Raw genomic sequence first — 18,353 nt, forward strand, 5'->3', positions numbered from 1 at the left:
ATATGATTAAGGGATGTTTTTTTCAAAAGGAAAGTGGCGTGAAGATTTATCTGGTCGGTGGTGCTGTTCGGGATGCGTTATTAGGGCTACCGATTAAAGATAAAGATTGGGTCGTTGTCGGTGCCACGCCGCAAGGAATGCTCGACGCGGGTTACCAACAGGTAGGCCGCGATTTTCCCGTGTTTCTGCATCCGCAAACCCGGGAAGAGTATGCGTTGGCGCGTACTGAACGCAAATCAGGTTCGGGATATACCGGATTCACCTGCTACGCCGCGCCAGATGTGACGCTGGAGGCCGATCTTCAGCGGCGCGACCTGACCATCAACGCAATGGCCCGCGATGACAACGGGGAGATTATCGACCCGTATAACGGACGCGATGATCTGGAAAACCGCCTGCTGCGTCATGTTTCCCCGGCTTTTAGCGAAGATCCACTGCGCGTGCTGCGCGTAGCGCGCTTTGCTGCCCGCTATGCGCACCTTGGCTTTCGTATTGCCGACGAAACCATGACGCTGATGCGCGATATGAACGCCGCTGGCGAGCTGGAACACTTGACGCCAGAGCGCGTGTGGAAAGAAACGGAAAGCGCCTTAACCACCCGCAACCCACAGGTATTTTTTCAGGTCCTGCGCGACTGCGGCGCACTGCACGTTCTGTTTCCTGAAGTGGATGCTCTGTTCGGCGTTCCCGCGCCCGCGCAGTGGCACCCGGAAATTGATACCGGTATTCACACGCTGATGACGCTGTCGATGGCAGCCATGTTAAGCCCGGAGGTCGACGTGCGTTTTGCCACGCTGTGCCACGATCTTGGCAAAGCATTAACGCCTAAAGCGCTATGGCCGCGCCATCATGGCCACGGTCCGGCGGGCGTTAAGCTGGTCGAGCAACTGTGTCAGCGCCTGCGCGTGCCGAATGACATCCGTGATTTAGCCAAACTGGTGGCCGAGTTCCACGACCTGATTCATACCTTCCCGATCCTGCAACCGAAAACCATCGTTAAGCTGTTTGATTCCATCGATGCATGGCGCAAACCGCAGCGCGTGGAGCAAATCGCCCTCACCAGCGAGGCCGACGTGCGTGGGCGAACCGGTTTTGAAGCGGCGGATTACCCACAAGGCAGGCTGTTGCGTGAAGCCTGGCTGGTTGCACAGGCGGTTCCCACGAAAGATGTCGTGGAAGCGGGATTCAAAGGTCAGGCTATTCGCGAGGAACTGACCCGGCGTCGCATTGCGGCGGTGGCCAACTGGAAGGAGAAGCGGTGTCCTAAACCCACCGCCTGAACGAATATCACCCGTAGGCCGGATAAGGCGAAACGCCGCCATCCGGCACCACGGTAAGTCATCAGAAGAACACGACGTAAACGGCAGCCGCTACAACAAAGCGATAAATCGCAAACGGAATGAACGAGATACGCTTAATCAGCTGCAGGAAGGTTTTGATCGCTACCAGCGCCACGATAAACGCCGTCACGAAACCGACGGCAAACATCGGGATATCTGATGCGCTGAGAAACGACCAGCTCTTGTAGAGATCCAGCGCCGTTGCACCCATCATCATCGGCACGGCCAGCAGGAAAGAAAACTCAGACGCCGCGTAACGGCTCACGCCCATCAGCATACCGCCAGAAATCGTCGCCCCGGAGCGAGAAAAGCCCGGCCACAGGGCCAGACACTGGAAACAGCCGATCATAAACGCCTGCCTATAGGTCATATCATCCAGACCCGGCGCACGCGGCTCTTTCGGCTTCAGGCATTCTGCGGCAATCAGCAGCACGCCCCCTACCACCAGCGCATACATCACGTTGATCGGGTTAAACAGCGATTTGATGGTGTCGTGGAATATCAGCCCCAGCACTACGGCTGGGATCATCCCCAACAGAATATGTCCCAGCGTCAGTCGACCTTTGCCAGTACCTTCATGCGGGGCTTTGCCGAAGTGAATGCCAATCAAACTAAACAGACGTCGCCAGAACATCACCACGACTGCCAGAATAGAACCTAGCTGGATTACCACCTCGAAAGTTTTTGCGGTGTCACCCTCAAAACCCAGCAGGTGGCCAACAATAATCATATGGCCGGTACTGGAAACGGGTAAAAATTCCGTCAACCCTTCGACCACACCCAAAATTGCCGCCACCAGCAGCGAGTGCATATCACTCATTAATAAACCCCTAGATAGAGAAAACACGGCAAAAAAGAGCCGACGAAAGGACTCTTTTATACCCGTTTGATTTAGAAATTATTAAATTAATTATTTTCTTTCAGATTATTGCCACGCTCAATGACGACCCCGACGTTTGCCGCACGGGCTACCGCGCCAGGTTTGCTGAGTTTGATCCGCACCCACGGTGAATTAAAGCGGTTAAGTAGCAAATCCGCCACCTCTTCCGCTACACGTTCTACCAGCGCAAAACGCCCACCTTCCACATGATTAACAACCGTTTGAGCAATATCAGCATAGCTCAGGCAATCAGCCACATCATCGCTTTTAGCTGATTTGCGGTTATCCCATGCCATTTCGATATCGAACACCAACCGTTGTTCGATCGTTTGTTCCCAGTCGTAAACACCAATAGTGGTGATTACAGAAAGTTGCTCTATAAATACAATATCCATCACGACCTGCCTGCTTTTTGGCTAACCCGGATACCACTTCCGGCGAAATATGCGTATTATCCACAGAAGTAGCGTTTTACACGACATTTTCAAAACGGAACAGCTTATGAGTGCAATCGCGCCTGGAATGATTATCTTCGCGTACCTCTGTGGCTCAATTTCCAGTGCTATTCTGGTATGCCGCCTTGCTGGATTGCCGGACCCGCGCGACAGCGGCTCTGGGAATCCGGGCGCGACAAACGTGCTGCGCATCGGTGGCAAGGGAGCCGCCGTCGCGGTACTGATTTTCGACGTCCTGAAAGGTATGTTACCCGTCTGGGGTGCCTATGCGCTAGGCGTCAGCCCCTTCTGGCTCGGATTGATCGCAATCGCCGCCTGTCTGGGACACATTTGGCCGGTATTTTTCGGCTTTAAAGGTGGAAAAGGCGTTGCCACCGCCTTTGGCGCAATTGCGCCGATTGGCTGGGACTTAACCGGCGTGATGGCCGGAACCTGGCTACTAACCGTCCTGTTAAGCGGCTATTCGTCGTTAGGCGCTATCGTCAGTGCGCTGATCGCCCCTTTTTACGTCTGGTGGTTCAATCCCCAGTTCACTTTCCCGGTGTCCATGTTGTCGTGCTTAATTCTGCTTCGTCACCATGACAACATTCAGCGTCTGTGGCGTCGTCAGGAGCCGAAGATCTGGACCAAGCTAAAGAAAAAACGCGAAAAAGACCCCGAGTGATTTTATTGTCGGATAGCGACGCGTCGGCGTCTTATCCGGCCTCGGGGATGTGATACCCCTCCACCGGTTTGCCTAATCGGTTCTGACACCACGTCGCCAGAAACTCCACGCACACGCGAAGCTTCACGCTGCGATACAGCGGCTCCTGATAAACCGCCCAGATATTAGCGCTCTGCGCATAGTCCGGCAGCACCCGCTCCAGTTCACCGCTGGCCAGAAACGGTTGTACGTCCCATTCAGAACGCAGCATGATCCCTTTTCCCTGTAGCGCCCACTGCAGCACAATCTCACCGCTGTTAGAAGAAAGATGTCCCGCCACCTTAACCGACTTTTTCTCCTGACCGTTATCCAGTTCCCACACCCCGTGAGTCATATCCCGTTCTTTGGTGACCAGACAATCATGCCGAATTAATTCCTGTAACGTCGTCGGCTCACCGTATTTTTGTAAATACGTCGGTGCTGCGCATAATATCCTTTTATTTTTCGTTAACAAATGAGCAATATAATAATCAGGAATTTCATCATTAATACGAATATCCAAATCGATATTATCCTGCGCCAAATCAATTTGCCGATCGTAAAGTTCAAAATGTACCTGTAATTCAGGATAGCTGTGCATCAATTCTGTAATTGCCGGTGCAATATAACTGCGCCCAAAACCAAAGCTACAGCCGATACGAATCATCCCTGCCGGACGCGTTTTGAGTTGCGTAACGTCATCGACCAGATGTTGATAACCTGCGAGGATCGCCTGCGCGTGTTCATAGCAACGTTGACCACTCTCCGTTAGCGCCACGCCGCGCGCCGAGCGGCTTAGCAACGTAGCCCCTAGCGTGGACTCGAGGATCTGAATGCGCTTCGTCACAAACGCTGGCGTCTGGCCCAGCGTCGCAGCGGCGGCGCTAAAGCTGCCGCTATGAACAATTTCAACCAGCACCTGTAGGTCTTTCGCCAGGGGATACGTATTCAGCATGATCGGTAATCCGTAATGTGATTAACCGCAGTGTAATTCTCCCATACGTATTAAACCCTGCCCTGGCGCAATTTTTATTGCCTTATCTGGACATCATTCACGAACTGTTAATTAGATATTCACAGTGCCAAATAATATAAAACCACATTTTTAGTGGTAGTTTGTGGCGGAGAATTTATTTCCAGACAAATAAAAGAACTGGAGTTAATAAGATGAGCAATCAAAATAACCAACATGCGATAACTACGCTGACGAACATTGTCGCCGACTTTACCGCCATGATTTCTACCCGCATGCCTGACGATGTTGTGGATAAATTAAAACAGCTGCGTGAAGGCGAAACCTCGCCGATGGGTAAAATCATCTACCACACCATGTTTGACAACATGCAGAAAGCTATCGACCTGAACCGCCCAGCCTGTCAGGACACCGGGGAGATTATGTTCTTCGTGAAGGTCGGTTCCCGTTTTCCGCTACTTGGCGAACTGCAAAGCATTCTGAAACAGGCTGTTGAAGATGCCACGGTAAAAGCGCCGCTGCGCCATAACGCGGTTGAGATTTTTGACGAAGTGAATACCGGAAAAAATACCGGTACCGGTGTGCCGTGGGTCACATGGGACATCATCCCTGATAACGATGACGCGGAAATCGAAGTCTACATGGCAGGCGGCGGCTGTACGCTGCCGGGGCGCTCGAAAGTGTTAATGCCTTCTGAAGGCTACGAAGGCGTGGTGAAATTTGTCTTCGAAAATATCTCCACGCTGGCAGTCAACGCTTGTCCGCCAGTGCTGGTGGGCGTAGGTATTGCCACCTCTGTAGAAACCGCTGCCGTGCTTTCTCGTAAAGCGGTGCTGCGCCCAATCGGATCACGCCATCCAAACCCAAAAGCGGCAGAACTGGAACTGCGCCTGGAAGAAGGACTTAACCGTCTGGGCATTGGGCCGCAAGGGTTGACCGGGAATAGCTCAGTGATGGGCGTACATATCGAATCCGCCGCGCGCCACCCGTCGACTATCGGCGTTGCCGTCTCTACCGGCTGCTGGGCGCATCGTCGCGGCACGCTGTTGGTTCATGCCGACCTCTCCTTCGAAAACCTGTCTCACACCCGGAGCGCGTTATGAAAAAGATCCTCACAACCCCGATCAAAGCCGAAGATCTGGCAGACATTCGCGTTGGCGATGTCATTTACCTGACCGGTACGCTGGTGACTTGCCGTGACGTTTGCCACCGCCGCCTGATCGAACTGAAGCGCCCGATTCCTTATGACCTGAACGGCAAAGCCATTTTCCATGCGGGCCCGATCGTCCGTAAGAACGGTGAAAAATGGGAGATGGTCTCCGTCGGCCCAACTACCAGCATGCGTATGGAAGCGTTTGAGAAAGACTTTATCGAGCAGACCGGCGTCAAGCTGGTGGTCGGCAAAGGCGGCATGGGGCCGCTGACGGAAGAAGGCTGCAAACAGTTCAAAGCGCTGCACGTCATCTTCCCGGCTGGCTGTGCAGTCGTGGCGGCTACTCAGGTTGAAGAAATTGAAGAGGTACACTGGACCGAACTCGGCATGCCGGAATCTCTGTGGGTATGCCGGGTAAAAGAGTTCGGCCCGCTGATCGTTTCCATCGATACTCACGGTAATAACCTGATTGCCGAAAACAAAAAGCTGTTCGCTGAACGTCGCGATCCTATCGTCGAAGAAATCTGCGAGCACGTGCACTACATCAAATAACCCTCCCGGAGGGGCGTAACGCCTCTCCCTCTTTGCAGGGATACAACAATGGCACCTTTAGCTGGTTGGTGGCGATACCTGGCTCCGCTGGTGGTCATCGCCATTATTGCTGTTCTGCCCGTCCCCACCGGTCTTGAGAGTCACACCTGGCTCTATTTTGCCGTCTTTACCGGTGTGATTGTCGGGCTTATTCTGGAACCTGTACCGGGCGCGGTGGTGGCGATGATTGGCATTTCGATCATCGCCGTCCTTTCACCGTGGCTGCTGTTCAGTCCGGAGCAACTCGCGCAGGACGGTTTTAAATTTACCGCCAAATCGCTGTCGTGGGCGGTATCTGGATTCTCAAACTCGGTCATCTGGCTGATCTTCGCGGCCTTTATGTTTGGTACTGGCTATGAGAAAACCGGCCTTGGTCGGCGAATCGCGCTGATGCTGGTGAAAAAGATGGGGCACCGGACGTTATTTCTCGGCTATGCGGTGATGTTCTCCGAACTTATCCTCGCTCCCGTCACTCCTTCCAACTCCGCGCGCGGAGCCGGAATAATCTACCCGATTATCCGCAACCTGCCGCCGCTGTATAACTCGCAGCCCAATAGCGCCAGTTCACGCTCCATTGGCTCGTACATCATGTGGATGGGCATTGTCGCTGACTGCGTTACCAGCGCTATTTTCTTAACGGCGATGGCACCGAATCTGCTGTTGATCGGCCTGATGAAAGGCGCGTCCCACACGGCGCTAAGCTGGGGCGACTGGTTCTTAGGCATGCTGCCGCTGAGCATTTTACTGGTGCTGATCGTGCCGTGGCTGGCGTACCTGCTGTATCCACCGGTGCTGAAATCCGGCGATCAAGTTCCACGTTGGGCGGATACAGAGCTAAAAGCGATGGGACCGCTCTGCGCTCGCGAGAAAAAGATGCTGGCACTGATGGTCGGCGCGCTGGTGCTGTGGATCTTCGGCGGCGACTACATTGACGCCGCAATGGTCGGATACAGCGTGGTGGCGTTGATGCTGGTACTACGCATCATTAGCTGGGATGACATCGTCAGCAATAAAGCCGCATGGAACGTCTTTTTCTGGCTGGCCTCGCTGATAACGCTCGCCACCGGGCTCAATAACACCGGTTTTATTACCTGGTTCGGCAAGCTGCTGGCGGGAGGACTGAGCGGCTATTCGCCGATGATGGTGATGGTGGCGCTGATCGTGGTGTTCTATCTGCTGCGCTACTTCTTTGCCAGCGCCACGGCGTATACCTCTGCCCTCGCGCCGATGATGATTGCCGCCGCGCTGGCAATGCCGGAAATCCCGCTACCGGTCTTCTGCCTGATGGTCGGCGCCGCCATTGGCCTGGGCAGCATTCTGACCCCGTACGCCACCGGTCCTAGCCCTATCTACTACGGCAGCGGTTATTTGCCAACGGTGGATTACTGGCGACTCGGCGCTATTTTTGGCCTGATTTTCCTCGTGCTGCTGGTGATCACCGGTCTGATCTGGATGCCCCTCGTTTTACTGTAATCTCCCTTGGGCGGCATATTGTCGCCCCTTAATCCATAAGCTTCTCATATGATCGATTTCCCGATGCGCTGAGGCATACTTTTTTGTATGCAAACACCCTCATGCTGATAGGGGAAACGCTCTGGACACGGTTGCGCACGAGACACTCACACGAGGCTGGCAGGCCGAACTGGAACTGCATTTTTCCTGCACCGGGCACAAAACGGTGCTCGCCTCGGCGCGTCATCATGGTCCATTGACGGTTCAGCGCCCGTTTTACCCGGAAGGGGACGTCTGCCATCTCTATTTGCTGCATCCACCTGCGGGGATCGTTGGCGGGGATGAGCTCCATATTGCCGTCACGCTCGACGAAAACAGCCATGCGTTAATCACCCAGCCCGGCGCGGGCAAGTTTTATCGCAGTCGAGGGCCACAAGCGTTGCTGCGCCAGCATTTTACCCTCGCCTCGCACGCCACGCTGGAGTGGCTGCCGCAGGATACGATCCTCTTTCCCGGCGCCAACGCCGCTATTCAGACCGTCTTTCATCTGACATCCGCAAGTCGCCTGCTGGCCTGGGATCTGCTGTGTCTTGGCCGACCGGTTATGCAGGAAACTTTCAGCCACGGCCTGCTGCAAAATCGCCTGGAAGTGTGGCGAGATGGGCTGCCGCTGCTGATAGAACGCTTGATATTGCAGGAGGGGAATCTGAGCGGCGTCGCGCATCATCCCTGGGTCGGCACGTTGCTGTGTTATCCGGCCAACGAACACATGCTGGAGGGCACGCGGGAGCGGCTTATGGCGCTTGGCGATTACGCCGGGGCAACGCTTAACGACTCGCTGCTGACAATCCGTTTTCTTGCTAACGACAACCTGGTTGTTCAGCGCGTTATGCGTGACATCTGGCAATTTTTGCGCCCGCTGCTGACACATAAAACGCCTGTACTACCGAGAATCTGGCACACCTAAGAGAACCCTTATGGAACTGACCCCCAGAGAAAAAGATAAGTTGTTGCTGTTTACCGCCGCGCTGGTGGCGGAACGTCGCCTGGCCCGCGGGCTGAAGCTGAACTACCCGGAATCGGTGGCGCTGATTAGCGCTTTCATCATGGAAGGGGCGCGCGACGGGCAAACTGTAGCCGCGCTGATGGAGGACGGGCGTCACGTCCTGCGCCGCGATCAGGTGATGGAAGGCGTACCGGAAATGATCCCGGATATTCAGGTTGAAGCCACGTTTCCGGACGGATCGAAGCTGGTCACTGTCCACAACCCGATCGTCTAAGGAGCGACAATGATCCCAGGTGAATATCAGATCGTAAAAGGCAGTATCGCACTTAATCAGGGGCGAGAGATCTGCACGATCGTGGTGGAAAATCATGGCGACAGGCCCATCCAGGTGGGATCGCACTATCACTTTTTCGAAGTGAACCCGGCGCTGCGCTTTGACAGGCTGGCCGCACGCGGCTTTCGTCTGAACATTGCTGCGGGCACAGCGGTGCGTTTTGAGCCAGGACAAAAACGCGAAGTCGAACTGGTGCGCGTTGCTGGCGCACAAAGGATCGTGGGTTTTCGCAGCGAAGTGATGGGCGCGCTGGAGGCAGATAATGAGTGACATTTCCCGGCAGGCGTACGCCGACATGTTTGGCCCAACCACTGGCGATAAAGTGCGCCTGGCGGATACCGACCTGTGGATCGAAGTGGAAAAAGACTTCACCACCTACGGTGAAGAGGTCAAATTCGGCGGCGGAAAAGTGATCCGCGACGGCATGGGCCAGGGGCAAATGCGCGCCGATGCATGTGTGGATCTGGTGATAACCAACGCGCTGATCGTCGATCACTGGGGGATCGTGAAAGCGGATATTGGTATCAAAGCCGGCAGGATCTTCGCCATCGGAAAGGCAGGTAATCCCGATATTCAGCCCAACGTTACGATCCCGATAGGCGTGGGAACTGAAGTCATCGCCGGGGAAGGCAAGATCGTCACCGCAGGCGGCGTGGATACGCATATTCACTGGATCTGCCCACAGCAGGCGCAAGAGGCGCTGGTTTCCGGCGTGACGACGATGATCGGCGGCGGCACCGGTCCGGCCGCGGGCACTCACGCCACCACCTGTACGCCGGGTCCGTGGTACATCGCACGCATGCTGCAGGCGGCGGACGCGTTGCCGGTTAACATCGGTTTACTGGGCAAAGGTAACGGCTCAAATCCTGACGCCTTGCGCGAGCAAATCACTGCAGGCGCAATTGGCCTGAAAATCCATGAAGACTGGGGCGCCACACCCGCCGCTATCGACTGCGCGCTGACCGTGGCCGACGAAATGGACATCCAGGTCGCGCTGCACAGCGACACGCTCAATGAGTCCGGTTTCGTGGAAGATACGCTGGCGGCGATTGGCGATCGCACCATTCATACTTTTCACACCGAAGGCGCGGGCGGCGGTCATGCGCCGGATATCATCACCGCCTGCGCGCATCCGAATATCCTGCCCTCCTCTACGAACCCGACGCTGCCCTATACCATCAACACCATCGACGAGCATCTCGACATGCTGATGGTTTGCCACCATCTCGATCCGGATATCGCCGAAGACGTGGCCTTTGCCGAATCACGCATTCGCCGGGAAACGATCGCTGCCGAAGATGTGCTGCATGACATTGGCGCCTTTTCCCTGACCTCGTCCGATTCGCAGGCAATGGGGCGCGTGGGCGAAGTGATCCTGCGTACCTGGCAGGTGGCGCACCGCATGAAGGTTCAGCGTGGCCCGTTGGCAGAAGAAACCGGTGACAACGACAACCTGCGCGTTAAACGTTACGTCGCCAAATACACCATCAATCCGGCGCTAACCCACGGTATCGCCCATGAAGTCGGCTCCGTTGAACCTGGCAAACTGGCCGATCTGGTGTTGTGGTCACCGGCCTTCTTTGGCGTAAAACCGGCGACGATCGTTAAAGGCGGGATGATCGTCTGTGCGCCGATGGGCGACATCAATGCCTCTATTCCCACCCCACAGCCGGTGCATTACCGCATGATGTTCGGCGCACTTGGCGCAGCACGGCATCACACCCGGCTGACCTTTATTTCGCAGGCCGCTGATGCGCAAAACATCGTGCAGCAGCTCAACCTGCAAAGCGCCATCGCCGTCGTTAAAGGCTGCAGAACAGTGAAAAAGGCCAACATGATCCACAACGACCTGCAACCCAATATCACCGTCGATGCTCAGACCTACGAGGTGCGTATTGATGGCGAACTGATTACCAGCGAACCGGCAAACGTTTTGCCGATGGCACAACGCTATTTTCTGTTTTGAGGAGTGACGATGATCTACCTGACCCAACGCCTTGACCACGCTCACCGCGTCACCGCAAGCGTCACGCTACCCATTGATATGCGGGTAAAAAGTCGTGCCAGAGTGGCGCTGAACGACGGTCGCGAAGCCGGGCTGATGCTACCGCGCGGTTTGCTGTTACGCGGTGGCGACCTGCTGACCACCGACGATGGCAGCGAGGTGATCGAAGTGATCGCCGCGCCGGAGTCGGTTTCCGTGGTGCGCTGCGCCGATCCTTTCCTACTCGCCAAAGCCTGTTATCACCTCGGCAATCGCCACGTTCCGCTGCAAATCCTGCCGGATGAACTGCGCTACCACCACGATCATGTGCTGGACGCCATGCTGCGCCAGTTCAACCTCGAGGTGACGTTCGCTCAACTACCGTTTGAACCGGAAGCAGGCGCTTATGCCAGTGAATCACACGGGCATCATCACGGCCATGCGCACTGATGCATAACACCCAACAGTTGCGTCTGATGCAGCTCGCCAGCAGCGCACTCCCGGTGGGGTCGTTTACCTGGTCCCAGGGTCTGGAATGGGCGGTGGAGATTGGCTGGGTGAAAAGCGTCGATGACTTCTCTGCCTGGCAAATTCAGCAGATGGAGCAGAACTTTTTTACCGTCGACCTACCGCTGCTGGCGAGACTGTATCGCGCCTGCGAGCAGGACGATCTCGACGCCGCGCGCCGCTGGAGCGCTTACCTGTTGGCCTGCCGGGAAACTCGCGAACTGCGGGATGAAGAACGCAGTCGGGGCGCGGCGTTTACGCGGCTGGTCACCGACTGGGAGGCGGATTGCTCGCGAGAGTGGCGCACTCTCTTCACCGACAGCCAACTCTGCGGCATGGCCTGGCTGGCCGTGCGCTGGAGAATTCCCCTGACCGAACTGGCGTTAAGTCTTGGCTACAGCTGGATTGAGAGCGCTGTGATGGCTGGCGTCAAGCTGGTTCCTTTTGGACAACAGGCGGCCCAGCGTTTGATTATTGCGCTCTGCGATCGCTATGCGCAGGGTCTGGCACAGGCGCTGGCGACGCCTGACGCCAGTCTCGGCTCCGCAACGCCGTTGGCCGCTATCGCGTCTGCCCGGCATGAAACCCAATATTCCCGATTATTCCGCTCCTGAGGAGAAAAAATGAGTAACTACAAGCATCCCCTGCGTGTGGGCGTTGGCGGCCCGGTCGGCTCCGGCAAAACGGCGCTGCTGGAAGCGTTATGCAAATCCATGCGCAGCAGCTATCAACTGGCGGTAGTCACCAACGATATCTACACCAAAGAAGATCAGCGCATTCTCACCGAGGCGGGCGCACTGGAGCCAGACAGGATCGTCGGTGTGGAAACCGGCGGCTGCCCACATACCGCCATCCGCGAAGATGCGTCGATGAATCTGGCTGCCGTAGAGGCGCTGAGCGAGAAATTCGGCAATCTGGATCTGATTTTTGTGGAAAGCGGTGGCGATAACCTGAGCGCCACCTTTAGTCCGGAATTAGCGGATCTGACGATCTATGTGATCGACGTTGCCGAAGGCGAGAAGATCCCGCGTAAGGGAGGGCCGGGGATCACTAAATCCGATTTTCTGGTTATCAATAAAACCGATCTGGCCCCTTACGTCGGCGCCTCGCTGGAGGTGATGGAACGCGATACCCTGCGTATGCGCGGGGAGCGTCCATGGACGTTCAGCAATTTAAAATCCGGAGAGGGTCTGGAAAAAATTATCGCGTTTCTGGAAGAGAAAGGAATGCTGCGGATGTAGCGTCTTGCCCGGTAACATTGCGCCACCGGGCAAAAAATCACGCCGCCGGTAATTCCGCCAGCGGCCAGCGTGGGCGCACGGTTACGCCAAGATCCGCCGTTGCGCCCGCTTTAAAACGCACCATGCCCGCGTAGGCGATCATCGCCCCGTTGTCGGTACAAAATTCCGGACGCGCGTAAAATACTTCGCCACGACGTTTTTGCATCATCTCGGCCAGTTTTGCGCGCAGCGTACGGTTCGCGCTCACGCCCCCCGCCATCACCAGACGTTTAAAACCGGTTTGATCCAGCGCGCGTTTGCACTTGATCATCAGCGTATCAACTACCGCATCTTCAAAGGCACGGGCGATATCTGCGCGCGTCTGATCGTCATTTTCGTTATTACGAATGGTATTCGCGGCAAAGGTTTTCAGCCCGGAGAAGCTGAAATCCAGCCCCGGACGATCGGTCATCGGGCGCGGGAAGACAAAACGTTTTTCAACGCCTTGCGAGGCCAGCTTTGACAACATTGGACCGCCAGGATAATCCAGCCCCAGCAGCTTGGCGGTTTTGTCGAACGCTTCGCCAGCAGCATCATCAATCGATTCGCCGAGTAATTCATACTGACCGATACCGGTGACGCTAATCAGCTGCGTGTGACCGCCAGAAACCAGCAGCGCGACGAACGGAAAAGCAGGCGGATTATCTTCCAGCATCGGCGCCAGCAGATGACCCTCCATGTGGTGCACAGGAATTGCTGGTACGCCCCAGGCGAACGCCAGCGAACGTCCTACGGTTGCGCCAACCAGCAGCGCGCCAACCAAACCAGGACCTGCGGTATACGCCACCGCATCAATCTCTTTTGCCGTCAGTCCCGCCTCTTTCAGCGCGGCCTGGATCAGCGGTACGGTTTTACGTACGTGATCGCGCGAGGCCAGTTCTGGCACTACGCCGCCGTAGTCAGCGTGTAATTTCACCTGACTATACAATTGGTTGGCTAAAAGACCTTTTTCATCGTCGTAAATGGCGATGCCGGTTTCATCGCAGGATGTTTCAATACCCAGTACACGCATGACTTGTTTTACCTCGCTCTATTACCGCGCAGTGTAGGACCAATGCGGGTTGATGTAAAACTTTGTTCGCCCCAGGAGTTCCGCTCGTGTATACTCCTTGTCCTTATAAAAGTCCCTTTCAAAATCGCGTCGGTGCTTTACAAAGCAGCAGCAATTGCAGTAAAATTCCGCACCATTTTGAAATAAGCTGGCGTTGATGCCAGCGGCAAACCGAATTTATTAAAGGTGAGAGTTACATGCCGGTAATTAAAGTACGTGAAAACGAGCCGTTCGACGTAGCACTGCGTCGCTTCAAGCGTTCATGCGAAAAAGCAGGTGTTCTGGCGGAAGTTCGTCGTCGTGAGTTCTATGAAAAACCGACTACCGAACGTAAGCGCGCTAAAGCTTCTGCTGTGAAACGTCACGCGAAGAAACTGGCTCGCGAAAACGCACGCCGTACTCGTCTGTACTAATCTATTGAGAGCCAAAGCTCTCAATTCAGACTGAGTTGTAGTTGTAAGGCCGTGCTTCCGGAAGGAATGCGCGGCTTATTTTCGTTTATACACGTCATCATTCAAGCTGCCTCAGTGTTGGCTGCAGTCGCTCACCCCAGACACGTACTGCTGTACGCTCCTGAGGATTCGCTTCCTTGCCGCCTTGATGCATCCTGAATGATTTTGTGTATATGAGTCATCAAAAAACAGGGGCTTATGGCTGGACGAATTCCTCGCGTTTTTATCAATGACCTGCTGGCAAGAACCGACATCGTCGATCTCATCGACGCGCGGGTAAAGCTGAAAAAGCAGGGCAAAAATTATCACGCGTGCTGTCCGTTCCATAACGAAAAAACCCCCTCTTTCACCGTAAACGGTGAAAAACAGTTTTATCACTGCTTTGGGTGTGGCGCGCATGGCAACGCCGTCGACTTTCTCATGAACTACGACAAGCTCGAGTTTGTGGAAACCGTCGAAGAACTGGCCGCAATGCACAACCTTGAAGTGCCCTATGAAGCAGGCAGTGGCCCCAGTCAGATAGAGCGCCATCAACGGCAAAGCCTTTATCAATTGATGGATGGCCTGAACACTTTTTATCAACAGTCTTTGATGCAACCCGCCGCTACCCCTGCGCGCCAGTACCTGGAAAAGCGAGGATTAAGTAGCGACGTTATCACCCGTTTTGCTATTGGTTTTGCGCCCCCCGGCTGGGACAACGTCCTGAAACGGTTTGGCGGCAATGCTGAAAATCGCAAATCGCTGGTTGATGCGGGGATGTTGGTCACCAACGATCAGGGACGCAGTTACGATCGCTTCCGCGAACGGGTGATGTTCCCCATCCGCGACAAACGTGGTCGGGTCATTGGTTTTGGTGGACGCGTGCTGGGCGATGCCCTGCCGAAGTATCTGAACTCCCCGGAAACCGATATTTTCCATAAAGGTCGCCAGCTGTATGGTCTTTATGAAGCCCAGCAGGATAACGCCGATCCACAGCGCCTGTTAGTGGTAGAAGGCTATATGGATGTGGTGGCGCTGGCGCAATACGGCATTAACTACGCCGTGGCATCCCTTGGGACGTCAACCACCGCCGATCACATCCAACTGTTGTTCCGCGCGACGAACAACGTAATTTGCTGTTACGACGGCGACCGTGCCGGACGCGACGCAGCATGGCGCGCGCTGGAAACCGCACTGCCCTATATGACAGACGGACGCCAGCTACGCTTTATGTTTTTACCTGACGGCGAAGATCCCGATACGCTAGTGCGCAAAGAAGGGAAAGAGGCCTTTGAAGCGCGGATGGAGCAGGCGCTGCCGCTCTCTGCGTTTTTATTTAACAGCCTGTTGCCGCAGGTGGATTTGAGTACCCCAGACGGACGCGCACAGCTCAGCACGCTGGCATTACCGCTGATTACTCAAGTACCAGGCGAAACGTTGCGCATTTACCTGCGACAGGAGTTGGGAAACAAGCTCGGCATTCTGGATGACAGCCAGCTTGAACGTTTAATGCCAAAACTGGCAGAAAATGGGGCTTCCCGCCCTGTTCCACAGCTAAAACGTACGACCATGCGTATACTTATAGGGTTGCTGGTGCAGAACCCGGAGCTCGCCCCGCTGGTTCCACCGTTAGGGGCACTGGATAGCAATAAGCTGCCTGGACTTGGCTTATTCAGAGAACTGGTCAACACTTGTCTGGCTCAGCCAGGTCTGACCACCGGGCAACTTTTAGAACACTATCGTGGCACAAATGATGCTGCGACCCTTGAAAAACTGTCGATGTGGGACGATATAGCAGATAAAGATATCGCAGAAAAAACCTTCACCGACTCACTCAACCATATGTTTGATTCGATGCTTGAACTGCGCCAGGAAGAGTTGATAGCTCGTGAGCGCACACACGGTTTAAGCAGCGAAGAACGCCGGGAACTCTGGACGCTGAACCAGGAACTGGCCAAGAAATAAGAGAAAGACAAAACAAAGACAAAATCATTCGCGTTGTATCAAGGCAGCAAGTGAACGAACGCCTGGGAGTGTACATAAGTACATGACCAGGATGACAAATCCGCCGGGAGCGGATTTGAACGCTGCTTGCGGCGGCCCCGTAAGGGGCGAGGCTCAGGATGAGCCGAGTAACGAACGCAGCTAACGCAGAGACAACGTGAAAGATGAAGTATTTAACGGCTTAACTGCCGAATATCGATCGGGAAGCCCCCGACAGCCGCACGGAGAGGCAGCGGCAAAATATAAGTATGCCCTCGTTTTGCCGTTGGCGGTTTTACCGCCCAACACCAATCAAACGAATTAAGTGTGGATACCGTCTTATGGAGCAAAACCCGCAGTCACAGCTGAAGCTTCTTGTCCAACGTGGTAAGGAGCAAGGCTATCTGACCTATGCCGAGGTCAATGACCATCTGCCGGAAGATATCGTCGATTCAGATCAAATCGAAGACATCATCCAAATGATCAATGACATGGGTATTCAGGTGATGGAAGAAGCACCTGATGCCGATGATCTGCTGCTTGCTGAAACCTCCAACAGCACCGATGAAGACGCGGAAGAAGCGGCTGCCCAGGTTCTGTCCAGCGTTGAGTCCGAAATCGGTCGTACAACTGACCCGGTCCGCATGTACATGCGTGAAATGGGTACCGTTGAACTGTTAACCCGCGAAGGCGAAATCGACATCGCTAAACGCATCGAAGACGGGATTAACCAGGTTCAATGCTCCGTTGCCGAATACCCGGAAGCTATCACCTACCTGCTTGAGCAGTACGATCGCGTAGAAGCTGAAGAAGCACGTCTTTCCGATCTGATCACTGGCTTTGTCGATCCAAACGCGGAAGAAGACATGGCGCCCACGGCGACCCACGTCGGTTCTGAACTCTCTCAGGAAGAGATGGATGACGATGAAGACGAAGATGAAGAAGATGGCGACGACGACAGCAGCGATGACGACAACAGCATCGACCCTGAGTTAGCGCGTGAAAAATTCGGTGAACTGCGTACTCAGTACGAAATCACTCGTGACACCATCAAAGCGAAAGGCCGCAGCCATGCTGCCGCGCAGGAAGAAATTCAGAAGCTGTCCGAAGTGTTCAAACAGTTCCGCCTGGTGCCGAAGCAGTTCGACTACCTGGTAAACAGCATGCGCGTCATGATGGACCGTGTGCGTACTCAGGAACGTCTGATCATGAAGCTCTGCGTTGAGCAGTGCAAAATGCCGAAGAAAAACTTCATCACCCTGTTCACTGGCAACGAAACCAGCGAAACCTGGTTCAACGCGGCAATCGCGATGAACAAACCGTGGTCTGAAAAACTGCACGATGTGGCAGATGACGTTCACCGCGGCCTGCAGAAACTGCAGCAGATTGAAGAAGAAACCGGCCTGACCATCGAGCAGGTTAAAGATATCAACCGTCGCATGTCCATCGGTGAAGCGAAAGCCCGCCGTGCGAAAAAAGAGATGGTTGAAGCGAACTTACGTCTGGTTATCTCTATCGCTAAAAAATACACCAACCGTGGCCTGCAGTTCCTGGATCTGATTCAGGAAGGTAACATCGGTCTGATGAAAGCGGTTGATAAGTTTGAATACCGTCGTGGTTACAAGTTCTCCACCTATGCAACCTGGTGGATCCGTCAGGCGATCACCCGTTCGATCGCGGATCAGGCACGTACCATCCGTATCCCGGTACATATGATTGAGACTATCAACAAGCTCAACCGTATCTCCCGTCAGATGCTGCAAGAGATGGGCCGCGAGCCTACGCCGGAAGAACTGGCTGAACGCATGCTGATGCCGGAAGACAAGATCCGTAAAGTGCTGAAGATCGCTAAAGAGCCTATCTCCATGGAAACGCCGATCGGCGACGATGAAGATTCGCATCTGGGTGATTTCATCGAGGATACCACCCTCGAGCTGCCGCTGGACTCTGCGACCACCGAGAGCCTGCGTGCCGCAACGCACGACGTTCTGGCTGGCCTGACCGCCCGTGAAGCGAAAGTTCTGCGTATGCGTTTCGGTATCGATATGAACACCGACCACACGCTGGAAGAAGTCGGTAAACAGTTCGACGTTACCCGTGAACGTATCCGTCAGATCGAAGCGAAAGCGCTGCGTAAACTGCGCCACCCGAGCCGCTCTGAAGTACTGCGTAGCTTCCTCGACGATTAATCGTTTCTGTTATTAAGAAGCTCCCTCCGGGGAGCTTTTTTTTTGGGATTTTCCGCAGTGTA

19 protein-coding genes are annotated in these 18,353 nt (G+C 54.8%); 15 read left to right on the top strand and 4 right to left on the bottom strand.

Translation table 11 applies throughout. The annotated features are described in order from the left end of the window. Positions 1-38: 38 nt before the first annotated feature. Positions 39-1,280 carry a multifunctional CCA addition/repair protein gene (locus E6P06_RS23890; protein WP_003024653.1) on the top strand — a complete coding sequence of 414 codons (1,242 nt, stop codon included), beginning with the start codon at positions 39-41 and terminating at the stop codon, positions 1,278-1,280. Positions 1,281-1,341: 61 nt separating this feature from the next. Here the strand turns inward: E6P06_RS23890 and bacA are convergent, their stop codons facing one another. Together bacA and folB are read right to left on the bottom strand one after the other, a co-directional pair. Continuing rightward, positions 1,342-2,160, bottom strand: coding sequence for an undecaprenyl-diphosphate phosphatase (gene bacA / locus E6P06_RS23895; protein WP_003024655.1), 819 nt, complete (start codon positions 2,158-2,160; stop codon positions 1,342-1,344). 86 nt (positions 2,161-2,246) lie between these two features. Further along, the gene (gene folB / locus E6P06_RS23900) at positions 2,247-2,615 is read right to left on the bottom strand and encodes a bifunctional dihydroneopterin aldolase/7,8-dihydroneopterin epimerase (protein ID WP_003838117.1); all 369 of its coding nucleotides are present in this window, start codon (positions 2,613-2,615) and stop codon (positions 2,247-2,249) included. Between the two features lie 106 nt (positions 2,616-2,721). Here folB and plsY point away from each other — a divergent pair, with 106 nt between their 5' ends. Continuing rightward, complete coding sequence (plsY, locus tag E6P06_RS23905; protein WP_003024662.1) at positions 2,722-3,339, top strand: glycerol-3-phosphate 1-O-acyltransferase PlsY; 618 nt, start codon at positions 2,722-2,724, stop codon at positions 3,337-3,339. A 31-nt stretch (positions 3,340-3,370) separates the two neighbouring features. On the opposite strand, the gene E6P06_RS23910 is transcribed toward plsY, so the two are convergent. Further along, positions 3,371-4,312, bottom strand: a complete 942-nt coding sequence (locus tag E6P06_RS23910) for a LysR family transcriptional regulator (protein WP_016150994.1) — start codon at positions 4,310-4,312, stop codon at positions 3,371-3,373. 212 nt (positions 4,313-4,524) lie between these two features. On the opposite strand from E6P06_RS23910, the gene ttdA reads away from it, so the two are divergent. The 10 genes from ttdA to ureG all read left to right on the top strand — a co-directional run bounded on the left by ttdA (position 4,525) and on the right by ureG (position 12,598). Beyond that, positions 4,525-5,433, top strand: a complete 909-nt coding sequence (gene ttdA, locus E6P06_RS23915) for a L(+)-tartrate dehydratase subunit alpha (RefSeq protein ID WP_016150995.1) — start codon at positions 4,525-4,527, stop codon at positions 5,431-5,433. Continuing rightward, entirely contained in the window at positions 5,430-6,035 is a 606-nt protein-coding gene (gene ttdB / locus E6P06_RS23920) for a L(+)-tartrate dehydratase subunit beta (RefSeq protein WP_032937359.1), read from the top strand. Before ttdA ends, ttdB begins: the two co-directional genes overlap by 4 nt. Positions 6,036-6,083: 48 nt before the next feature. Continuing rightward, the gene (locus E6P06_RS23925) at positions 6,084-7,547 is read left to right on the top strand and encodes an anion permease (protein ID WP_044713690.1); all 1,464 of its coding nucleotides are present in this window, start codon (positions 6,084-6,086) and stop codon (positions 7,545-7,547) included. A gap of 121 nt (positions 7,548-7,668) precedes the next feature. Continuing rightward, positions 7,669-8,493 carry an urease accessory protein UreD gene (locus tag E6P06_RS23930; RefSeq protein WP_199996004.1) on the top strand — a complete coding sequence of 275 codons (825 nt, stop codon included), beginning with the start codon at positions 7,669-7,671 and terminating at the stop codon, positions 8,491-8,493. A 10-nt stretch (positions 8,494-8,503) separates the two neighbouring features. Then, the gene (locus E6P06_RS23935; protein ID WP_003024678.1) at positions 8,504-8,806 is read left to right on the top strand and encodes an urease subunit gamma; all 303 of its coding nucleotides are present in this window, start codon (positions 8,504-8,506) and stop codon (positions 8,804-8,806) included. Between the two features lie 9 nt (positions 8,807-8,815). Then, entirely contained in the window at positions 8,816-9,136 is a 321-nt protein-coding gene (locus E6P06_RS23940; protein ID WP_016150999.1) for an urease subunit beta, read from the top strand. Beyond that, the gene (ureC, locus tag E6P06_RS23945) at positions 9,129-10,832 is read left to right on the top strand and encodes an urease subunit alpha (RefSeq protein ID WP_139935796.1); all 1,704 of its coding nucleotides are present in this window, start codon (positions 9,129-9,131) and stop codon (positions 10,830-10,832) included. The genes E6P06_RS23940 and ureC overlap by 8 nt, the downstream gene beginning before the upstream one ends. A 9-nt stretch (positions 10,833-10,841) precedes the next feature. Then, positions 10,842-11,300 carry an urease accessory protein UreE gene (gene ureE, locus E6P06_RS23950; protein ID WP_003024684.1) on the top strand — a complete coding sequence of 153 codons (459 nt, stop codon included), beginning with the start codon at positions 10,842-10,844 and terminating at the stop codon, positions 11,298-11,300. Then, complete coding sequence (locus E6P06_RS23955) at positions 11,300-11,971, top strand: urease accessory protein UreF (protein WP_044713686.1); 672 nt, start codon at positions 11,300-11,302, stop codon at positions 11,969-11,971. Before ureE ends, E6P06_RS23955 begins: the two co-directional genes overlap by 1 nt. A 9-nt stretch (positions 11,972-11,980) precedes the next feature. Next, positions 11,981-12,598 (top strand): urease accessory protein UreG, encoded by a 618-nt coding sequence (ureG, locus tag E6P06_RS23960; protein WP_003024692.1) that lies wholly within the window; start codon positions 11,981-11,983, stop codon positions 12,596-12,598. A gap of 37 nt (positions 12,599-12,635) precedes the next feature. Here the strand turns inward: ureG and tsaD are convergent, their stop codons facing one another. After that, positions 12,636-13,649 carry a tRNA (adenosine(37)-N6)-threonylcarbamoyltransferase complex transferase subunit TsaD gene (tsaD, locus tag E6P06_RS23965; RefSeq protein WP_003024694.1) on the bottom strand — a complete coding sequence of 338 codons (1,014 nt, stop codon included), beginning with the start codon at positions 13,647-13,649 and terminating at the stop codon, positions 12,636-12,638. A 236-nt stretch (positions 13,650-13,885) separates the two neighbouring features. Here tsaD and rpsU point away from each other — a divergent pair, with 236 nt between their 5' ends. The 3 genes from rpsU (at position 13,886) to rpoD (ending at position 18,291) form a co-directional block, all read left to right on the top strand. Continuing rightward, entirely contained in the window at positions 13,886-14,101 is a 216-nt protein-coding gene (gene rpsU / locus E6P06_RS23970; RefSeq protein WP_001144069.1) for a 30S ribosomal protein S21, read from the top strand. A gap of 237 nt (positions 14,102-14,338) precedes the next feature. Continuing rightward, the gene (dnaG, locus tag E6P06_RS23975) at positions 14,339-16,084 is read left to right on the top strand and encodes a DNA primase (RefSeq protein ID WP_003024697.1); all 1,746 of its coding nucleotides are present in this window, start codon (positions 14,339-14,341) and stop codon (positions 16,082-16,084) included. A 359-nt stretch (positions 16,085-16,443) separates the two neighbouring features. After that, positions 16,444-18,291, top strand: coding sequence for an RNA polymerase sigma factor RpoD (gene rpoD, locus E6P06_RS23980; RefSeq protein ID WP_003024699.1), 1,848 nt, complete (start codon positions 16,444-16,446; stop codon positions 18,289-18,291). The last annotated feature ends 62 nt before the right edge of the window (positions 18,292-18,353 follow it).

Source organism: Citrobacter sp. CF971 (genome assembly GCF_006385635.1).
GTDB lineage: Bacteria > Pseudomonadota > Gammaproteobacteria > Enterobacterales > Enterobacteriaceae > Citrobacter > Citrobacter freundii.